This window comes from Vibrio sp. 10N.261.46.A3 (assembly GCF_041472995.1).
In the GTDB taxonomy this organism is placed as follows: Bacteria; Pseudomonadota; Gammaproteobacteria; order Enterobacterales; family Vibrionaceae; genus Vibrio; species Vibrio coralliirubri.
Map to the genome: position 1 here is coordinate 1 of NZ_JBFRRH010000065.1, position 17,815 is coordinate 17,815.

At 45.0% G+C, this 17,815-nt stretch carries 20 protein-coding genes; 3 read left to right on the forward strand and 17 right to left on the reverse strand.

The features are described 5' to 3' along the window. Window positions 1-67 precede the first annotated feature (67 nt). Window positions 68-1,516 (forward strand): pyruvate kinase, encoded by a 1,449-nt coding sequence (pyk, locus tag AB4484_RS15410; RefSeq protein ID WP_017062141.1) that lies wholly within the window; start codon window positions 68-70, stop codon window positions 1,514-1,516. A 157-nt stretch (window positions 1,517-1,673) separates the two neighbouring features. On the opposite strand, the gene AB4484_RS15415 is transcribed toward pyk, so the two are convergent. Beyond that, entirely contained in the window at window positions 1,674-2,888 is a 1,215-nt protein-coding gene (locus AB4484_RS15415; protein WP_372079074.1) for a patatin family protein, read from the reverse strand. A 41-nt stretch (window positions 2,889-2,929) separates the two neighbouring features. Then, window positions 2,930-3,019, reverse strand: coding sequence for a YnhF family membrane protein (locus tag AB4484_RS15420; protein WP_100214626.1), 90 nt, complete (start codon window positions 3,017-3,019; stop codon window positions 2,930-2,932). A gap of 145 nt (window positions 3,020-3,164) precedes the next feature. Here AB4484_RS15420 and AB4484_RS15425 point away from each other — a divergent pair, with 145 nt between their 5' ends. Further along, on the forward strand, window positions 3,165-3,758 hold the full coding sequence (locus AB4484_RS15425; protein ID WP_017067207.1) for an outer membrane beta-barrel protein: 594 nt from the start codon (window positions 3,165-3,167) through the stop codon (window positions 3,756-3,758). Between the two features lie 91 nt (window positions 3,759-3,849). On the opposite strand, the gene AB4484_RS15430 is transcribed toward AB4484_RS15425, so the two are convergent. From AB4484_RS15430 to yceD, 15 genes are all read right to left on the reverse strand, one after another. After that, entirely contained in the window at window positions 3,850-4,254 is a 405-nt protein-coding gene (locus AB4484_RS15430; protein ID WP_048610592.1) for a hypothetical protein, read from the reverse strand. 230 nt (window positions 4,255-4,484) lie between these two features. Further along, window positions 4,485-5,915 (reverse strand): PTS glucose transporter subunit IIBC, encoded by a 1,431-nt coding sequence (gene ptsG, locus AB4484_RS15435; RefSeq protein WP_048610590.1) that lies wholly within the window; start codon window positions 5,913-5,915, stop codon window positions 4,485-4,487. Between the two features lie 445 nt (window positions 5,916-6,360). Continuing rightward, window positions 6,361-7,128: a TatD family hydrolase gene (locus tag AB4484_RS15440; RefSeq protein ID WP_048610588.1), complete on the reverse strand. Its 768-nt coding sequence runs from the start codon at window positions 7,126-7,128 to the stop codon at window positions 6,361-6,363. Next, on the reverse strand, window positions 7,119-8,084 hold the full coding sequence (locus tag AB4484_RS15445; protein ID WP_372079077.1) for a DNA polymerase III subunit delta': 966 nt from the start codon (window positions 8,082-8,084) through the stop codon (window positions 7,119-7,121). The genes AB4484_RS15440 and AB4484_RS15445 overlap by 10 nt, the downstream gene beginning before the upstream one ends. Window positions 8,085-8,090: 6 nt before the next feature. Continuing rightward, on the reverse strand, window positions 8,091-8,723 hold the full coding sequence (gene tmk / locus AB4484_RS15450) for a dTMP kinase (RefSeq protein WP_372079079.1): 633 nt from the start codon (window positions 8,721-8,723) through the stop codon (window positions 8,091-8,093). A gap of 10 nt (window positions 8,724-8,733) precedes the next feature. Further along, entirely contained in the window at window positions 8,734-9,750 is a 1,017-nt protein-coding gene (mltG, locus tag AB4484_RS15455; protein ID WP_372079081.1) for an endolytic transglycosylase MltG, read from the reverse strand. Further along, window positions 9,747-10,625 (reverse strand): aminodeoxychorismate lyase, encoded by an 879-nt coding sequence (gene pabC, locus AB4484_RS15460; RefSeq protein WP_372079083.1) that lies wholly within the window; start codon window positions 10,623-10,625, stop codon window positions 9,747-9,749. The genes mltG and pabC overlap by 4 nt, the downstream gene beginning before the upstream one ends. 104 nt (window positions 10,626-10,729) lie before the next feature. After that, window positions 10,730-11,974 carry a beta-ketoacyl-ACP synthase II gene (gene fabF / locus AB4484_RS15465; protein WP_010437291.1) on the reverse strand — a complete coding sequence of 415 codons (1,245 nt, stop codon included), beginning with the start codon at window positions 11,972-11,974 and terminating at the stop codon, window positions 10,730-10,732. Between the two features lie 93 nt (window positions 11,975-12,067). Next, window positions 12,068-12,301 (reverse strand): acyl carrier protein, encoded by a 234-nt coding sequence (acpP, locus tag AB4484_RS15470; RefSeq protein ID WP_004737381.1) that lies wholly within the window; start codon window positions 12,299-12,301, stop codon window positions 12,068-12,070. A gap of 166 nt (window positions 12,302-12,467) precedes the next feature. Further along, complete coding sequence (gene fabG, locus AB4484_RS15475) at window positions 12,468-13,202, reverse strand: 3-oxoacyl-ACP reductase FabG (RefSeq protein ID WP_029235138.1); 735 nt, start codon at window positions 13,200-13,202, stop codon at window positions 12,468-12,470. A 25-nt stretch (window positions 13,203-13,227) separates the two neighbouring features. Then, window positions 13,228-14,151, reverse strand: coding sequence for an ACP S-malonyltransferase (fabD, locus tag AB4484_RS15480; protein WP_017630537.1), 924 nt, complete (start codon window positions 14,149-14,151; stop codon window positions 13,228-13,230). 75 nt (window positions 14,152-14,226) lie between these two features. After that, entirely contained in the window at window positions 14,227-15,177 is a 951-nt protein-coding gene (locus AB4484_RS15485; protein WP_017054985.1) for a beta-ketoacyl-ACP synthase III, read from the reverse strand. Window positions 15,178-15,182: 5 nt separating this feature from the next. Further along, window positions 15,183-16,208 (reverse strand): phosphate acyltransferase PlsX, encoded by a 1,026-nt coding sequence (gene plsX / locus AB4484_RS15490; protein ID WP_017062152.1) that lies wholly within the window; start codon window positions 16,206-16,208, stop codon window positions 15,183-15,185. Between the two features lie 9 nt (window positions 16,209-16,217). Beyond that, window positions 16,218-16,388, reverse strand: a complete 171-nt coding sequence (rpmF, locus tag AB4484_RS15495; RefSeq protein ID WP_004737376.1) for a 50S ribosomal protein L32 — start codon at window positions 16,386-16,388, stop codon at window positions 16,218-16,220. A 35-nt stretch (window positions 16,389-16,423) separates the two neighbouring features. After that, complete coding sequence (gene yceD, locus AB4484_RS15500) at window positions 16,424-16,951, reverse strand: 23S rRNA accumulation protein YceD (RefSeq protein ID WP_017062153.1); 528 nt, start codon at window positions 16,949-16,951, stop codon at window positions 16,424-16,426. A gap of 149 nt (window positions 16,952-17,100) precedes the next feature. Between yceD and AB4484_RS15505 the strand changes: the two genes are divergently transcribed. Then, window positions 17,101-17,682, forward strand: coding sequence for a nucleoside triphosphate pyrophosphatase (locus tag AB4484_RS15505; RefSeq protein ID WP_372079085.1), 582 nt, complete (start codon window positions 17,101-17,103; stop codon window positions 17,680-17,682). The last annotated feature ends 133 nt before the right edge of the window (window positions 17,683-17,815 follow it).

Here is a 17,815-nt window from a genome sequence, read left to right on the forward strand (position 1 = left end):
ATCAGCTCGAAAGATCAACACGCCCTAGTCTTTTAAAAGATTACTTGGCCTCACTCTAGGAGTATTCATGACAGCCGAATTAAGAAAAACGAAAATCGTCACAACGCTAGGCCCTTCTACTGATAAAGGTAACGTGCTTGAAGAGATCATCAAAGCCGGTGCCAATATCGTTCGTATGAACTTCTCTCACGGCACCAGCGACGACCATATACAACGCGCAGAAAAAGTCAGAGCAATAGCTAAAAGACACGGCACTCAAATCGCCATTCTCGGAGACTTACAAGGTCCCAAGATTCGTGTGTCGACATTCAAAGATGGAAAAATCCAACTTGCCGTAGGCGACCTATTCACTCTCGATAGCAGCCTAGGTTTAGGCGAAGGCAATCAAGAAGCCGTTGGCCTTGATTACAAAGAACTGCCTAACGACGTATCCGCCGGTGATATCCTGTTGCTTGACGATGGTCGTGTTCAACTCAAAGTAACCAAAGTGGAAGGCTGTCGCGTTCATACCGAAGTCATCATTGGCGGCCCGCTCTCAAATAACAAAGGCATCAACAAAAAAGGTGGTGGCCTTTCCGCAGAAGCGCTAACAGAAAAAGACAAGCGCGATATCGTCACCGCCGCACAAATCAAAGTGGATTACCTAGCGGTGTCTTTCCCTCGCAATGGTGAAGACATGCACTATGCTCGTCAGCTTGCACGAGAAGCCGGCTTAGAAGCTCACCTCGTCGCAAAAGTGGAGCGAGCAGAGACAGTAGCTACTGTTGAGAACATGGATGACATCATAATGGCCTCAGATGTGGTCATGGTGGCTCGTGGTGACCTCGGAGTAGAAATTGGCGACCCTGAGTTAGTCGGAGTTCAAAAACAGCTCATACGCCGTGCCAGAGCGCTTAACAGAACAGTCATCACTGCAACTCAGATGATGGAATCAATGATTTCTGCGCCAATGCCAACCCGTGCCGAAGTTATGGATGTTGCCAACGCCGTACTCGATGGCACCGATGCTGTGATGCTGTCTGGTGAAACTGCAGCTGGTGACTACCCAGTCGAAACCGTAAAATCGATGGCAGAAGTTTGTATTGGTGCTGAGAAGATGGCAGGCATTAATAACCAATCCAATTACCGTATTGATCGCACCTTTGTTACTGCCGAAGAAACCGTTTCGATGGCGACCATCTACTCTGCGAACCATATGGAAGGCATTAAAGGCGTTGTCACTCTCACAGAATCAGGCCGCACTGCACTGATGATGTCTCGCCTAAGTGCTGACATGCCTATCTACGCGCTGTCTCGTAACGAAGGAACGCTTAATCGCTGTACCTTGTACCGAGGTGTGACACCTATCTACTTCGAGACAGAAGCCGAAGACAGCTTTGACATTGCACTATCTACACTCACTTGCTTGAAAGAGAAAGGACACCTTAAGTTTGGCGACCTAGTGATCGTCACTCAAGGCGACATTATGGATGTGGCGGGGTCGACCAACTGTATGAGAATCTTGCCTGTCACCTAATATTTGACCTTAAGGCGAAACGATTTGCCTTACCTCAAAAACCAAAAGGGTTATCGAACCAAGTTCAATAACCCTTTTTCATTTCAGAACACGACTCACTACAACCTGCTTAAGCAGCATAACGAGACACAGCATGCTAACTCATCAACTTCGAGATTTATTTACCAGCAGCAATGGTGGCTAACTGTGGCATATGAGAATTGCGAGCATTCTCCGTTGAGGTATAGGTTTCTACAAATCGGTAACCGGCTTCTAAGCCCATTTCGTAATCGTGCAACAGGTCTTCTTTGTCGCTCATTAATGAACTCGATTTTAGCGGCTGACTTGGCGCTATCTGAACCACAAACGCGTCGTCTGGTGGCGAATTCAAAAAATCCTGAGTCAATGAGTAGGTCTGATAATGCACCATCAGCATGTCAGCCAAGCCTGAATCAAACTTATCTCCGATTAAATGACTTAAGCGATAAATATCATCTGCACCAAATAGCCAGCGACCACCGTTCAGCAGGTCTAAATGCCCACGGTCACGCTTCTGCTCTTTTGAGCGCATAATTTGTTGTTGGAAGAAAGAGGTCCAGTCGGTTTTCCACTGCTCCACTTTCTGTTGCCAATGACCTTGAACATTGTCGAAAGATTCGCGAAACCACTCCAGTTCTTCGGCAGAGATTGGTTTAGGCGCTTTGACTGAAGGCCCCTTAACTGGTGCTTCAACCAATTGGGTATTACCTTCCTCAACCACTGGCTCAGTACGAATCACTACAATAGAACGGGCTTGTCTTCGCCACGCTTCCTGAACTGGGATACACGCCGATACACCACCGTCCACATAAGCACTGTCACCAATAAAGACTTCATCATTGTACAAACGAGGAATGGCGCAGGTCGCAATCATCACCTCGTACCAATCTTCACCCAATAATGGGAAGTAGTGGTCTCGTAAGTCTTTGGAATCCGTTACAGCCGCATAGAAGTGGCGATCGCCTAGCGTTTGCCGCCCTAAATCCAGATCGAGCTTATATGGGTAAGCCATAATTTGTTCTAGCGCCCATTCTAATCCTAGGTTCTTTCTGTGTCGTATATAGGAAAAGAGATTGAAGAACTCTGGTGAGGTTGTGAGGTCGAGAACAAAAGAACGGCCAAGGCCTTTATCACGGCACAGATAAGCGCATAAGTTGAGAGCACCTGCTGAGGTACCAAAAAATTCGTCGAAGGGATCAAAATTTGAGAGAAGAAAGGCATCCAGCACTCCAGAAGTAAAAATACTTCTCTGTCCGCCACCTTGAGCGACCAGTGCTGTTTTTCCAGCAATAAACTTAGCGTAATAATCCAAGTCTATTGCTGTATCAATATTGGTTATAATCCCACTATTCATTATTCCCTGAGTATCAAAACTCAGCCTCGCAATAGATGGTATTAACTACCAATCGCAATAAAGCCAAATGAAAGAATGATCATGTAGATAAACACGGTAATTTGTAGGGCATTTTTCAGATTATGGTCCATAGACACCTCTGGCTTATTATTAATTTGTCGAGTCTCTATTTAAGTACTATCAGGTGTGTGAAGTATCTTCAAGAATCGTCGAAATTAGTCGCACAATATTGATGTAACCATCACAATTAGTAAGTGTATGGATAAGGATATGCTCATGAATAACAAAGCAAATATGATGGCACTGATTACGCTTCTCTCCGTTTCAAGCGCGTATGCTTCGCCGGAGATCATCATTACACCTATGGTAGGTTATACCGGCGGTGGCAGTGTCGAAGACCAGGACGGTAAAACCTATGACATGAAAGGCTCTGAAAACTACACCTTTGCCATTGAAACGCCACTTGAAAAAGGACGTATCGGCTTCTTCTATTCCAATCAGAGCTCGGAATTAGAAACGCTTAACCTAAGCTCCTCCATCCAATACCTGCACCTTCAAAGCAGCATCTACTACCCTGCTTCGCCTGTGTTGTCGGGTTATCTAGGGCTAGGCCTTGGTGCTTCTTACGTCGATGTAGACTGGGCAAAAGATAAGTATGGATTCTCAACTTCTATCTTTGGCGGCTTAGAGTACAAATTTAGCGACCGATTAGCGTTGAACACACAAGTACGTTGGTTAGGCACGGTTGTCGACAACGATACCTCCGGTGTTTGTAATATCCCAAATAACGGGCAAGAGTGCATCATTCGCTTTGATACCGACTGGATGAACCAATTCCAAGCTAATGTCGGACTGAGTTTTACTTTCTAAGCGGCTCAATGAAGCAAAAATATAAGATCGGCCCAAACGAAAAAACCAGCTAAATGCTGGTTTTTCATTATTAAAACAGTTTTAGTTCAGATTAGAACTTATAGGTAACACCTAAAGCGCCGCCTATTTGCAACTCAACACCTTTATACATATCGAGTTCAGGGTGAACTTGTGCGTAAGCATTCCAACCTTCGTAGAAATTCACTTTCACGCCTAACGGCAAGCGTAAGCCAAAGTCGTCATTCCATTCAGCCCAAGCACCAGCACCGACGTACCAGCTCAACGGAGCTTCAGTCTCGAACTGACCACGCTTCAAGATGTAATCAAAGGCAGCGCCGTCATTGCCAATCGTAGCACGGTATTTCTGATCAAATTCCACAACGACACTCAGGTCTTGGTCAATGGCGAGTCCCACTTCCAAAGCTGGAGCTTCAGAAGCTTGAGCAAACGAGGCTCCGCTGCAGCACATAAGGCCGATCAAGTAACGATGTTTCATAATATTCTCAGACTGTATTTAAAAAACGGAAGTCTACTGGAATCTCAGCAAAAGGTGTCATCGCTGGGTAAAAGATAAAAGACACGAAAAATTTGGGAACGACCATCAAATAATCGAGTTGAATGGTAACTCTCTGAGTTAGAGAGGATTAGACGCGAAAAGATCTTTCATAGAGCTGAAAACAAAAAAGGAGGCCTTTCGGCCTCCTTTCAATTTATTGAGTCAGTGAATTAACCGTTGTTACGGATCCACTCATCCATGTCTGTCTTAAGGTTGTCAGACTTAGTACCGAAGATAGCTTGTACGCCACCAGCAACTACAACAACACCTGCAGCGCCTAGTTTCTTCAGTTTGTCTTGGTCAACAACTGCTGTATCAGCAACTGCAACACGTAGACGAGTAATACAAGCGTCAAGACCAGTGATGTTCGCTTTGCCACCGAATGCAGCAACTAGCTCACCAGCAAGTTCAGAACCAGTCGCTACTGACTCTTCTTCAGTCTCGTCTTCACGGCCTGGAGTTTTAAGGTCTAGAGCTTTAATCACAGTGCGGAATACGATGTAGTAAATTGCAGCGTAAGCAATACCACATACAACCATTAGGCCCATCTTAGACGCGTTGCCAGATAGAACTAGGAAGTCGATTAGACCGTGTGAGAAAGATGTACCGTGTACAAAACCTAGAGTGTTCGCAAGAACGTATGCAGAACCAGCTAGTAGAGCGTGGATTGCGTACAGTACTGGAGCAACGAATAGGAAAGAGAATTCGATTGGTTCAGTGATACCCGTTAGGAATGAAGTCAACGCAGCAGAAGCCATGATGCCCATTACTTTAGCGCGGTTTTCAGGCTTAGCTGAGTGTGCAATCGCGATTGCAGCAGCAGGTAGACCGAACATCTTGAACATGTAACCACCAGCTAGCTGACCGAAGCCATTGCCCGCTGCACGAGATGCGTCATCAGCAACTAGGTAACAAGTAAGAACACCGTTTTGAGTTTCGCCAGCAGCGTTTACACAAGTACCAGCTTCAAAGAAGAAAGGTACGTTCCAAACGTGGTGAAGACCAAATGGAATTAGAGAACGCTCAACGATACCGTAGATACCAAACGCCACTTGTGGGTTTTGGTGAGCAGCCCAATCAGAGAACGCAGAGATAGCGCCGCCAACTGGTGGCCATACTACAGATAGTAGGATTGCTAGACCAATCGCAGAGAAACCTGTGATGATTGGCACTGCACGCTTACCAGCGAAGAAGCCAAGGTACTCTGGTAGTTGAATACGGAAGAAACGGTTGAATGCCCAAGCAGCAACACCACCGACTAGGATACCACCTAGTACACCAGTATCGATTTTATCAACGCCCATTACACCAGCCATTACGCCAAGTGTAGCAGTCATGATGCCGTAACCAACGATAGCAGCTAGACCCGCTACACCATCGTTGTTAGTAAAGCCAAGTGCAACACCTACTGCGAACAGTAGTGCCATTTGACCGAATACTGAACCACCAGCTTGTTCCATTAAGTTTGAAACGATTTCTGGAATGAAAGGAAGATCTGCTGCACCGACACCTAGCAAAATACCCGCAACTGGTAAAACTGATACTGGAAGCATCAGAGACTTACCAACTTTCTGCAGGCTAGCAAAAAGGTTCTTAAACATGTTTATGCTCCTGATAAAGATAAAATAATTATATTGGGTTCTAACGGCACACCCCCGTAGCCTATATGTTAGCACCCTGCGAAAATGTAACCATGTATTGCATTATATTTTCTGCCGCTAAATATATATTGATGGGGAACTAACTTTCTAGTCACTTACGAAATTTAGTTTCAAAACACGTCTTGGATCACATGTCAAATCTAGAAATGCAATGCTTTACAAGCATTTAATTAATTGAAATATATAAGTATTTTTAAGTGGCTCTATTATTTTACTGGGTAAATAAAATAGGAGCGAATGTTATTTTTAGTAACAAAATTACAAATGTTATAATTAGCGCTCTCAAGTTCAACATAATTCGTAAACATTAAAAAAAAACGTATTTTTGGTGATCAAAAACACAAAAAGGGAGCTTTCGCTCCCTTTTATTTGTTTACTTAGATTTTTATCGCAAAAAAAGTTTTTGGTAATTTTTGGTCGTTTGTTCGGCAACCTCTTTCATCGACACACCTTTTAATTGCGCAATGTAGGCCGCCACTTCGACGACATATGCAGGTTGATTCTGCTTTCCACGATATGGGATAGGTGCCAAGTATGGAGAATCTGTCTCGATCAGCAACCTGTCTAGCGGTAGGTTCTTAACAACTTCTTTAAGTTCTGTAGCCTGCTTAAAGGTCACAATACCTGAAATTGAGATATAGAAACCTAGTTCCATTGCTGCTTCAGCGAACGCTTGATCTTCGGTAAAGCAGTGAATCACACCACCACACTTCTCAGCTCCGCCATCACGTAAAATAGCTAATGTGTCTTCACGTGCGTTACGAGTGTGAATGATCAAAGGTTTATTCAGCTCAACGGCCAACTCAACATGCTGCTTAAATCGTAGCTGTTGCAGCTCCGCCGTCTCTGGTTGGTAGTGATAATCCAAACCTGTCTCACCAATCGCCACAACCTTAGGGTTGCTCGCGTATTCTCGCATTGTCTCTAGGCTGAAATCACTTTCAACATCGAGAGGGTGAACGCCACAAGAGGCTTTAACGTTATCAAACGGCGAGATCATCTCGAGCATGTTTTCAAACGAATCGAGTGTCACACCGACAGAAAGCAATTGGTTTACGTTAGCAGCCTTCGCCTTGTTAACCACATCTTCTACGCTGGTGTGTAAATCTTGGTAATCCAGTTTGTCTAAATGACAATGGGAATCTACGAACATGTTTCCTCGCAAGTGGCTATCAGCCAATTCATTATGAGTAGCTCCGTATTGAGCCCAGGGTGTTGCTTTAACTGCTCAATCAATATCAGCAGTTTATTCGATGCTGCGTAAGCACTTTGATAAGACATCACCTCACACAGTGCTTCCGCACTCGGAGTGAAAGCCTGATTCGCCAAACCAAAATGCAGCTTCTGTACATCTGACAATAGATGCCAAAGCCAACCAAGTTGAATTAAAGGGTCTTTGCTAAGCTCTGTAGAGAACTTTAGCATGTCAGGTTGAGTGCCTTTTATCACATTCACAAAGCCATCGAGCGCTTTTGTTGAAGCTTCCACGCCACCTTGCTCAAACATCGCTTTTGCTTTTAAAGGCGCGTTGTCATTGAGTGCTAAAATGTACTGCGGTACTGCTTTGCCCACTTCTCCATCTAACCACGCAGATGCTGTCTCCAACTGCGGGCTAACCACATTGAATTGCTGACAACGGCTAATAATCGTTGGCATTAAGCGATTGCTGTTGCGAGTAGACAGAATGAAGATGCACTTGCTTGATGGCTCTTCCAGAGTTTTCAATAGTGCGTTGGAAGCCGATTCGTTCATTGCTTCAGCAGGGTTAAGCAAAATAACGCGCAAACCACCTAACTGAGAAGACTCTTGAGCCCAGCGGTTACTGGCACGCACTTGATCAACCGTGATCGACTTACCTTCTTTCTCTGGAGAGATCACATGAAAGTCAGGATGACTGCCCGACTTCATTAATTCGCAGCTGTGGCAAAACCCGCACGACTCGCTTTCATAGTTCGTGCACATCAATGCGTCGGTAAGTTGGCTAATCAACGCATCAACGCCGAGCCCTTCCGGTGCATTAACAATCACAGAGTTAGGAAAACGCTCCGCATCGAGACTTTTTTTCCACTCACTCCATACCGGTGTGAGCCAAGAATACACTTCAGCCATGACTACCTACTGTTTGTCGAGCCAAGCAGTTAGCGCGACTTTAATATCAGCGGCTACTTGCTCAATTTCTTGCTGCGCGTTAATCACAAGTACAGAATCATCTTGTTCTGCAATTTCTAGATAGCGCTCACGCGTGCGGTCGAAAAATGAGATGTCCATCTTTTCAATTCTATCAAGCTCACCACGGCCTCTAGCTCGTTCTAGCCCTACTCTAGGGTCTAGGTCCAAATATAGCGTTAGATCGGGTTTAAAGCCGCCTAGCGTGGTTGATTTCAGTGATGCCATAGTCGTGCGCGCGATCTGGCGACCACCACCTTGGTATGCCTGTGAAGACATATCATGACGATCACCCAATACCCATTGACCATTGTCGAGTGCCGGCTTGATGACGTTCTCGACTAATTGAACACGTGCTGCGTACATCAGCAGCAATTCAGTCATATCTTGAAGCTTCTCGCCTTCGTGCTCTTCTTTAACCAATGAGCGCATCTTTTCAGCTAAGACGGTACCACCCGGCTCGCGAGTATTAACAATATCCTCAACACCCGATGCTTTTAATGTCTCAACGATGGCATTGATTGCTGTGCTTTTGCCAGCGCCTTCAAGGCCTTCAACCACGATAAATTTCGACTGATTCATAATTATTTCTTTATCTGTTTTTTCTTAATTGCTTTAAGTAAGCTCGCACTGCACGGTTATGCTCAGTCAAACTCTTTGAAAATACGTGACCGCCGGTTCCACTCGCAACAAAATACAAGTAGTTGCTCTTCTCTGGATTCAACGCCGCGTTGATAGACGCTTTGCCTGCCATAGCGATAGGTGTCGGTGGCAAGCCACTCATTGTATAGGTGTTGTAAGGCGTTGGCGTGCGTAAGTCTTTCTTACGGATGTTGCCATCGTAGCTGTCACCCATGCCATAGATAACCGTTGGGTCAGTTTGCAAACGCATACGCTTGTTCAGACGGTTAACGAACACAGAAGAAACACGCTCACGTTCTGACGCAACAGCGGTCTCTTTCTCAATGATAGACGCAAGAATTAACGCTTCATAAGGCGATTTAAGAGGCAGTTTATCCGCTCGATTTTCCCACTCTTCATTCACCACGCTCATTAGGTCTCGATGCGCGCGCTTCAACAAATCTAAATCAGTGGTGCCGTAGGTGTAGTGATACGTTTCTGCTAAGAAGAGACCTTCTAGCTTTTCGTTTTCAATACCCAACTTTTCAGCGATCTCTTTTTCAGAAACGCCATCCAATGTCTGTTGAATAAATTCGTTGTCTTTTAGCTGAACAAGCCATTCGTCAAAACGACTGCCTTCAACGAAGGTAATGGTAAACTGGTGTTCTTTCCCTTCTACAAGCACCTGTAGCGCCTGCTCTAAGGTTAAGCCCGGTTCAAGCAGGAAAGTACCGGCTTTTACGTCTACAAGCTCAGGATGTAACTTACGGATTAATTTCTCGTAAGGAGAAGCCTCAAACAGCCCCTCGTTAATCAACTGGGCTAGAACGCGGTTAAAGCTGCTACCTGAAGCAACAGTCACGACTTGTGGTTTTTCTAATTGAATAACTTGTTTCAGGTTATCTTGCGCTTGGTTGTAAACATAAAAACCAGCAGCACCGGCTGCGATTAAGCACAAGAGAATAAAAATAAATAACTTTTTGATCACGAGTTTAGTTGTCCTTGAAGGCTACGAGTAACGGTTCCAATGTTAAATTGGGTATCACTAATACGGGTAACTGGGGCAACCCCTAAAATGGAGTTGGTCATGAAAACCTCATCAGCTTGCATGAGTTGAGATAAGCAGTAGTCACTAATTGTAACGGAAAGTTCAGCCTGATTCAGCGCGGTTAACACTTGCTTACGCATAACCCCCGCAACACCACTTTGAGTGAGTTGAGGTGTGTATATCGACTGACCTTTGCGCCAAAACAGATTGGCCATGGTGGTTTCAATCACATTGCCCGATATATCAAGAACCACACCATCCACTTCATTAGCCTGGTCCATTTCATCTTTCATCAAAATCTGCTCGAGACGATTATTGTGCTTATGGCCAGCCAGTAGTGGGCTCAAACCTAGCGCTTGATGACAGATACTGAGTTCAACACCGGAGTCTTGCCACGCTGAATAATGACTTGGGTAATCAAAGGTACTTATGGTGATTGTCGGCTTGGCGATATTCTTCGTACTGTAGCCACGTCCACCAGCGCCACGGCTAACGTGCAGCTTGATCCCTGCTTTTTGATTATGAGGCTTGTTTGCGTTATGGAGCTTGTTTGAACCATCAAGGCCCTTTGTGCCATGAAGATCGTTATCTTGGATATGTTGAAGCGCAGTATCGAGCCAAAGACTAACCACATCCCAATCAAGAGCAGAAATACGCAGCGCTTTAAGGCATTCGTCGACACGGTGCTGATGATCGTGAAAATGTTGTATCTCACCATCACTCACGAGCATTGTCGTGAAACAGCCGTCTCCGTATTGAAACGAACGATCCAAAATATCGATAGTTTGCTGGCTTTCTCCATCAACCCAAAACATGTTTTTCCCCATAAAAAGAAACGGCTCAATGCTAAAGCATCAAGCCGTTTAAAAACAAGTCTAATTGTGACTATCTACGAGTGTTTACGTCTTTAATAAGATGATTAAATCTTTTTGAAGATCAAACAGCCGTTTGTACCACCGAAACCGAATGAGTTACATGCAGCATATTCCATGTTGCTAACTTCACGCGCAGTGTGAGGTACTAAGTCAATATCTAAGCCTTCTTCAGGATCATCTAGGTTGATTGTTGGTGGAACAATTTGGTCAACCAGAGACATTGCCGTGATGATAGCTTCAGCAGAACCAGCAGCACCTAAAAGGTGGCCTGTCATTGATTTCGTAGAAGAAACCAATACTTGCTTGCTGCCTGCTTCGCCAAGAGCACGCTTGATGCCCTTAACTTCCGCTACGTCACCTGCAGGGGTCGAAGTACCGTGTGCGTTTACATAACCGATTTGTTCACCAGTAATGCCAGCATCACGCATAGCCGCTTCCATCGCTAGTGCGCCACCTGAGCCATCTTCACTTGGAGATGTCATGTGGTAAGCGTCACCCGACATACCGAAGCCTACTAGCTCACAGTAAATCTTAGCGCCACGAGCTTTCGCATGTTCGTACTCTTCAAGAACCATCATGCCTGCACCGTCACCAAGAACGAAGCCATCACGGCCTTTGTCCCATGGACGAGAAGCTTTTTGAGGCTCATCGTTACGAGTAGACAGTGCTTTAGCCGCACCAAAACCGCCCATACCTAGTGGAGTTGATGCTTTTTCAGCACCACCCGCTAGCATTGCGTCAGCATCGCCGTATGCAATCATACGAGCCGCGTGACCAATGTTATGTAGGCCAGTCGTACATGCAGTAGAAATCGCGATGTTTGGACCGCGTAGGCCACGCATGATAGACATGTGACCAGCAATCATATTCACGATCGTCGACGGTACGAAGAACGGGCTGATCTTACGAGGGCCTTTTTCAGTTAGAGCTTGGTGACCGGCTTCGATCAAACCAAGACCACCAATACCAGAACCGATAGCAACACCCACACGTGGAGCGTTTTCTTCAGTAATAGTTAGGGCTGAATCATCTAAAGCTTGAATACCTGCTGCGACGCCGTACTGGATGAACAAGTCCATCTTACGAGCATCTTTTTTAGTCATATACTCTTCGCAGTTAAAGTCTTTAACTAGACCTGCAAAACGAGTTGAGAAATTGGTTGCATCAAAATGATCGATATTAACGATACCACTTTGACCAGCTAGCAGGGCTTTCCAAGAAGATTCTACAGTGTTGCCTACCGGTGACAACATACCCATGCCAGTGACAACTACACGACGCTTGGACACGATTTTACACTCCGGGGATTGAGGTGATTTAAGATGAGGATAGATGAGTTAGATAAAACACAGGCGGTCGAGGTGACCGCCTGGGAGAGATTATTACTGAGCGCTAGTTACGTAATCGATAGCTGCTTGAACAGTAGTAATTTTCTCAGCTTCTTCATCTGGGATTTCAGTGTCGAATTCTTCTTCTAGAGCCATTACTAGCTCTACTGTGTCTAGAGAATCTGCACCTAGGTCATCAACGAAAGAAGCTTCGTTTTTAACTTCAGCTTCGTCTACACCTAGCTGTTCAACAATGATTTTCTTTACGCGTTCTTCGAGGTTGCTCATTTTTTCTTTTCCTTTACAGAGTTCGCTTTATGCGATGTTTTCCGTAGTTTATTCAATCTATTGAAAGTTGCAAGGTCAACTTTTCTGGTCAAACCACAATTTTCACGATTTTAACCGAAATTACGTATGATCTTGACTTAAATCATGCACAAATGTTGCACATAATTTACACCATGTACATACCGCCATTGACGTGAAGTGTTTCACCTGTGATATAAGCTGCCGCAGGTGACGCCAAAAATACCACAGCTTCAGCGATTTCGCGAGGGTCACCTAGTCGACCTGCTGGTACATTCGCCAAAGTTGCTGCACGTTGGTCATCATTTAGCGCTTTAGTCATGTCAGTTTCGATGAAACCAGGAGCTACAGTGTTCACTGTAACGCCACGAGACGCAACTTCACGAGCCATTGATTTAGTAAAACCAATTACGCCTGCTTTTGCAGCTGCGTAGTTAGCTTGACCAGCGTTACCCATAGTACCTACTACAGAACCAACGTTTACGATACGACCTTGACGCTTCTTCATCATGCCACGCAATACAGCTTTAGACATGCGGAAGATAGGCGTTAGGTTAGTATCGATGATGTCATTCCATTCGTCGTCTTTCATACGCATCAGTAGGTTATCACGAGTGATACCTGCGTTGTTAACTAGAATGTCAATCGCACCGAATTCATCGTTGATGGTTTTCAGTGTAGCAGCAATTGAGTCAGTATCCGTTACATTAAGAGCAAGACCTTTACCGTTCTCACCAAGGTACTCGCTGATTGCAGCTGCGCCGCCTTCAGATGTCGCAGTACCGATAACTTTAGCACCACGCTCAACTAAAAGTTCAGCGATTGCACGACCGATGCCACGGCTTGCGCCTGTAACTAGTGCAACTTTGCCTTCTAAATTCATCATAACTTCTCTATTAAGTGGTTATTTACTTAGCAGCTTCTAGTGATGCAGTATCATTAACTGCAGCAGCTGTCATAGTTTTTACGATTCGTTTTGTTAGACCAGTAAGAACTTTACCAGGGCCTAATTCAAGTAGCTTCTCAACGCCTTGCTCATTCATCGCTTGTACACCTTCAGTCCAACGAACTGGGCTGTATAGCTGACGAACAAGTGCGTCTTTAATTTTTGCAGGATCTGTTTCAGCAATAACATCAACGTTATTGATAACAGGCAATGCTGGCGTGTTGAACTCTAGAGCTTCTAGAGCCACCGCTAGCTTGTCTGCTGCTGGCTTCATCAGTGCACAGTGAGACGGCACAGAAACAGGTAACGGAAGTGCACGCTTAGCGCCCGCTTCTTTACACAGTGCACCAGCACGCTCTACTGCCGCTTTGTTACCCGCGATAACAACTTGGCCAGGAGAGTTAAAGTTAACTGGAGACACAACTTCGTCTTGTGCAGCTTCTTCACACGCTTTAGCAATCGCTTCATCGTCTAGACCGATGATTGCGTACATTGCGCCAACGCCTGCAGGAACTGCTTCTTGCATCAATTGACCACGCAATTCAACCAGCTTGATCGCTTCTTTAAAGTCGATAACGCCAGCACATACAAGTGCAGAGTACTCACCTAGGCTGTGACCTGCTAGATTTACAGGTTGCTCTAGGCCAAGCTCTTGCCATACACGCCAAATTGCAACAGACGCTGTTAGTAGAGCCGGTTGAGTGCGAAAAGTTTCATTTAGATTTTCTACTGGACCATCTTGAACCAATGCCCATAGATCGTAACCAAGTGCTTCTGAAGCTTCAGCAAATGTCTGTTTTACAACATCATACTGTTCGCCTAGGTCAGCAAGCATACCGATAGCTTGAGAGCCTTGGCCTGGGAATACGATAGCAAACTTGCTCATTGTAATTTTCCTTTAAGCAAAAAATTGAATAAGGCACATAAGTTATGTGCCTTGTTTGTTGATTATCGCTTGGGGTTAGAATTTAACTAACGCAGAACCCCAAGTGAAGCCGCCGCCAAATGCTTCAAGTAGAAGCGTTTGACCACGTTTAATTCGCCCGTCGCGAACAGCCTCATCTAGGGCCGTTGGTACGGTAGCTGCTGACGTGTTGCCGTGCTTATCAAGAGTAATCACTACTTGATCAAGCGACATCGTCAGCTTTTTAGCGGTTGCCGAAATAATACGGTAGTTCGCTTGGTGTGGAACTAACCAATCAAGCTCTGACTTATCCATATTGTTCGCCGCTAATGTGTCTTTAACTAGCTTAGAAAGCTGAGTTACCGCCACTTTAAATACTTCGTTGCCCGCCATGTGCAGCCATTTGTCTGCATCACCGCCACGCTCTGGAACTTCTAAGCTTAGAAGCTCACCGTATTTACCGTCAGAGTAAATATGAGTAGACAAAATACCTGGCTCTTCGCTTGCGCCTACAACCACCGCGCCTGCTGCATCACCAAATAGGATGATAGTAGAGCGGTCAGTCGGATCACAGGTTTTTGACAGTGCATCAGCACCAATTACCAAAACGTTCTTACACATGCCAGTCTTGATGTGTTGATCAGCAACAGACAGCGCGTAGACAAAACCAGAACACGCCGCAGCCAAATCAAACGCAGGGCAGCCTTTGATACCAAGCTTGCCTTGTACCTGACATGCCGAAGACGGGAATGTGTGGCTACTGCTGGTTGTCGCAACGATGATTAAATCAATCTCTTCTTTGTCGATACCTGCCATTTCAATGGCATTTTCAGCAGCGTAAAACGCCATATCAGCAACGGTTTCGTTTTCCGCTGAAATACGACGCTCTTTAATACCAGTTCTAGCAACGATCCACTCATCGCTAGTCTCTACCATTTTCTCTAAGTCTGCGTTAGTACGCACCTGAGATGGCAAGTAGCTGCCAGTACCTAAAATTTTGCTATACATGAAGACTAATAATGCCTCTCGAGTAAAACCGCTTCCAAACGATCGCTAATGCGGCTGGGGACTTGTCGTTTGACCTCGTGTACTGCTTCACCAATCGCGTTGACGACTGCAGACACATCAGCACTTCCATGACTTTTAATGACAATGCCGCGCAATCCTAACAAACTTGCGCCGTTATACTGGTCGGGGTTCAAGGTTTTTAATTCAGTAAATAGCTCAGAAAACAGCATTCTGGCTATCCAACCCTTTATTGTTGAAGCCATCATGCGCGTTTTTAGCTTATCAATAAAGAGCTGAGCCGTACCTTCGCACGTTTTTAAGCAGACATTGCCCACAAAACCATCACATACGACGACATCAGCAGCATCTTGAAGTAATTGATTACCTTCAATATAGCCTATGAAGTTCACAGACTGAGTATTGGACAACATTTCAGCGCATCGTTTTACAAGGTCATTGCCTTTAATTTCTTCTGCACCGATATTCAAGATAGCTACACGTGGTGCGCGACCTAAATGTTGTTCTGCTAATGCACTGCCCATGACAGCAAACTGAAAGAGTGAATCTGCGTCACTAGAAACGTTCGCCCCTAAATCAAGCATCCATGTGCGATTTCCGGATGCAGTAGGCAAAGCTGAAACCAATGCAGGCCTATCAATACCGGGAAGAAGCTTGAGTCTGAAACGGGATAAAGCCATCAGTGCGCCAGTGTTACCACCACTCACACAAGCATCAGCCTGTGATTCGGCAACCAGATCGATAGCGGCACGCATAGAGCTACCCTGACTATTACGTAAGGCTAGTGAAGGTTTTTCAGAATTGGAAATGACTCGATCACAATGCTGGATACTCAAACGAGAATCAGGCATTCGACCTAATGAAGATAATTGAGATGTGATCGCGTTTCGATCACCTATTAGAATGACTTTTAGCTCTGGGAAATACGACAGTGCCTGCACGGCGGCAGGCACTGTTACACGAGGACCGAAGTCCCCGCCCATTGCATCAAGCGCAACGGTTAGATTTTGCAAAGGTCAACCTTACTTGTTGATAACCTTTTTGCCGCGGTAGAAACCTTCGGCAGTCACGTTGTGACGTAGGTGAGTTTCACCTGAAGTTGCGTCTACAGAAAGTGCAGCTGTAGTTAGCGCATCGTGTGAACGACGCATGCCACGCATTGAACGTGATTTCTTGCTCTTTTGTACGGCCATTGACCCTACTCCTATGTAAATTCTTAAAGAAGCAATTACTTCTTTAAGCTTTTTAAAACATCAAATGGATTCGGCTTTTTGTCTTCCTCAATTTCTTCAGGAAGTTCACCAAACACCAAGTTATTTGAGTTAACGCTACATTTCGCATCGTCGTGCATTGCTATTTGTGGCAATCCAAGGATGAACTCGTCTTCAACTAATTGAATCAGGTCTAACTCACCGTACTCGTTCAGATCTACCAAATCGTACTCTTCCGGTGCTTCCTCTTCACTTTTCTCACTGTAAACAGGAGTATAAGTAAATTGGACATCGCACTCATGTGCGAAAACCTCATTACAACGTTGACACTCTAAATCGACTTCGACGTTAGCTTTACCAGAGATAACGACTAATCGTTGTTCATCAAGCCCAAATGACATTGAGACTTGCGCGTCACGTTTTACGCCTTCAGTTGCTTCAGTTAAACGCTTCAAAAGACTGACCTGAATGATACCATCCATATCGAGTCGTTTTTGAGCCGTTCTTGCCGGATCAACTGTACGCGGTATTTTTTCCTTTTGCATAGGGCGCGAATCTTATCTTCCAAATCGTGTTTAGTCAAAGGAAATGGCAAAAAAAATGTACTTTCCTGCCTTTCCTATTCAGAGCATTATGAATAGCAGGACAAGTTACGTTATCCTGAGATAAATGCTTCCTTGAATTGTAAATTAAAATGAGAAATTACCAACTAGTTTTAGCCTCTACATCACCATTTAGGCAAGAGATCCTCAAAAAACTACAGTTAAGCTTCATTACAGCCAAGCCAGACTGCGATGAAACGCCGCTTCCAGAAGAGACGCCACAACAGTTGGTGATGCGCCTTGCTGAGACCAAAGCTAAGTCTTGTGCTGTGGAGCAACCTAGCTTAGTCATCGGTTCTGATCAGGTTTGTGTGATTGATGGAGAGATCATAGGTAAACCTCATACTCGAGAAAAAGCGATCGAACAGTTATCTCGTCAAAGCGGCAAGAGCATTACTTTTTATACTGGGCTTTCGGTTTGGAACAACGAAACCAATCAAGCTGACACGCGTCTCGACACCTTTGTTGTGCATTTCCGCGATTTAACCGAGCAGCAAATCATGAGTTATGTCGAGAAAGAACAACCTTATTACTGCGCGGGCAGTTTTATGTGTGAAGGGTTAGGCATCGCATTGTTTAAACAGATGGAAGGTAAAGATCCGAATACTTTGATCGGCTTACCGTTAATCGATCTCGTCGATATGTTAGAAGCGCAAGGAATGGGCGTACTATAACGGATACGCTCTCTTTGTTAGAGATTCCCTACTCCTTCCTTCGTCAGTCTAGGGAATGACGGAACACGCAATTTTATCTAACCAACTAATGATATAGAACGTGATTTTAAAAAGTCGTCATCCTCAAGAGCGA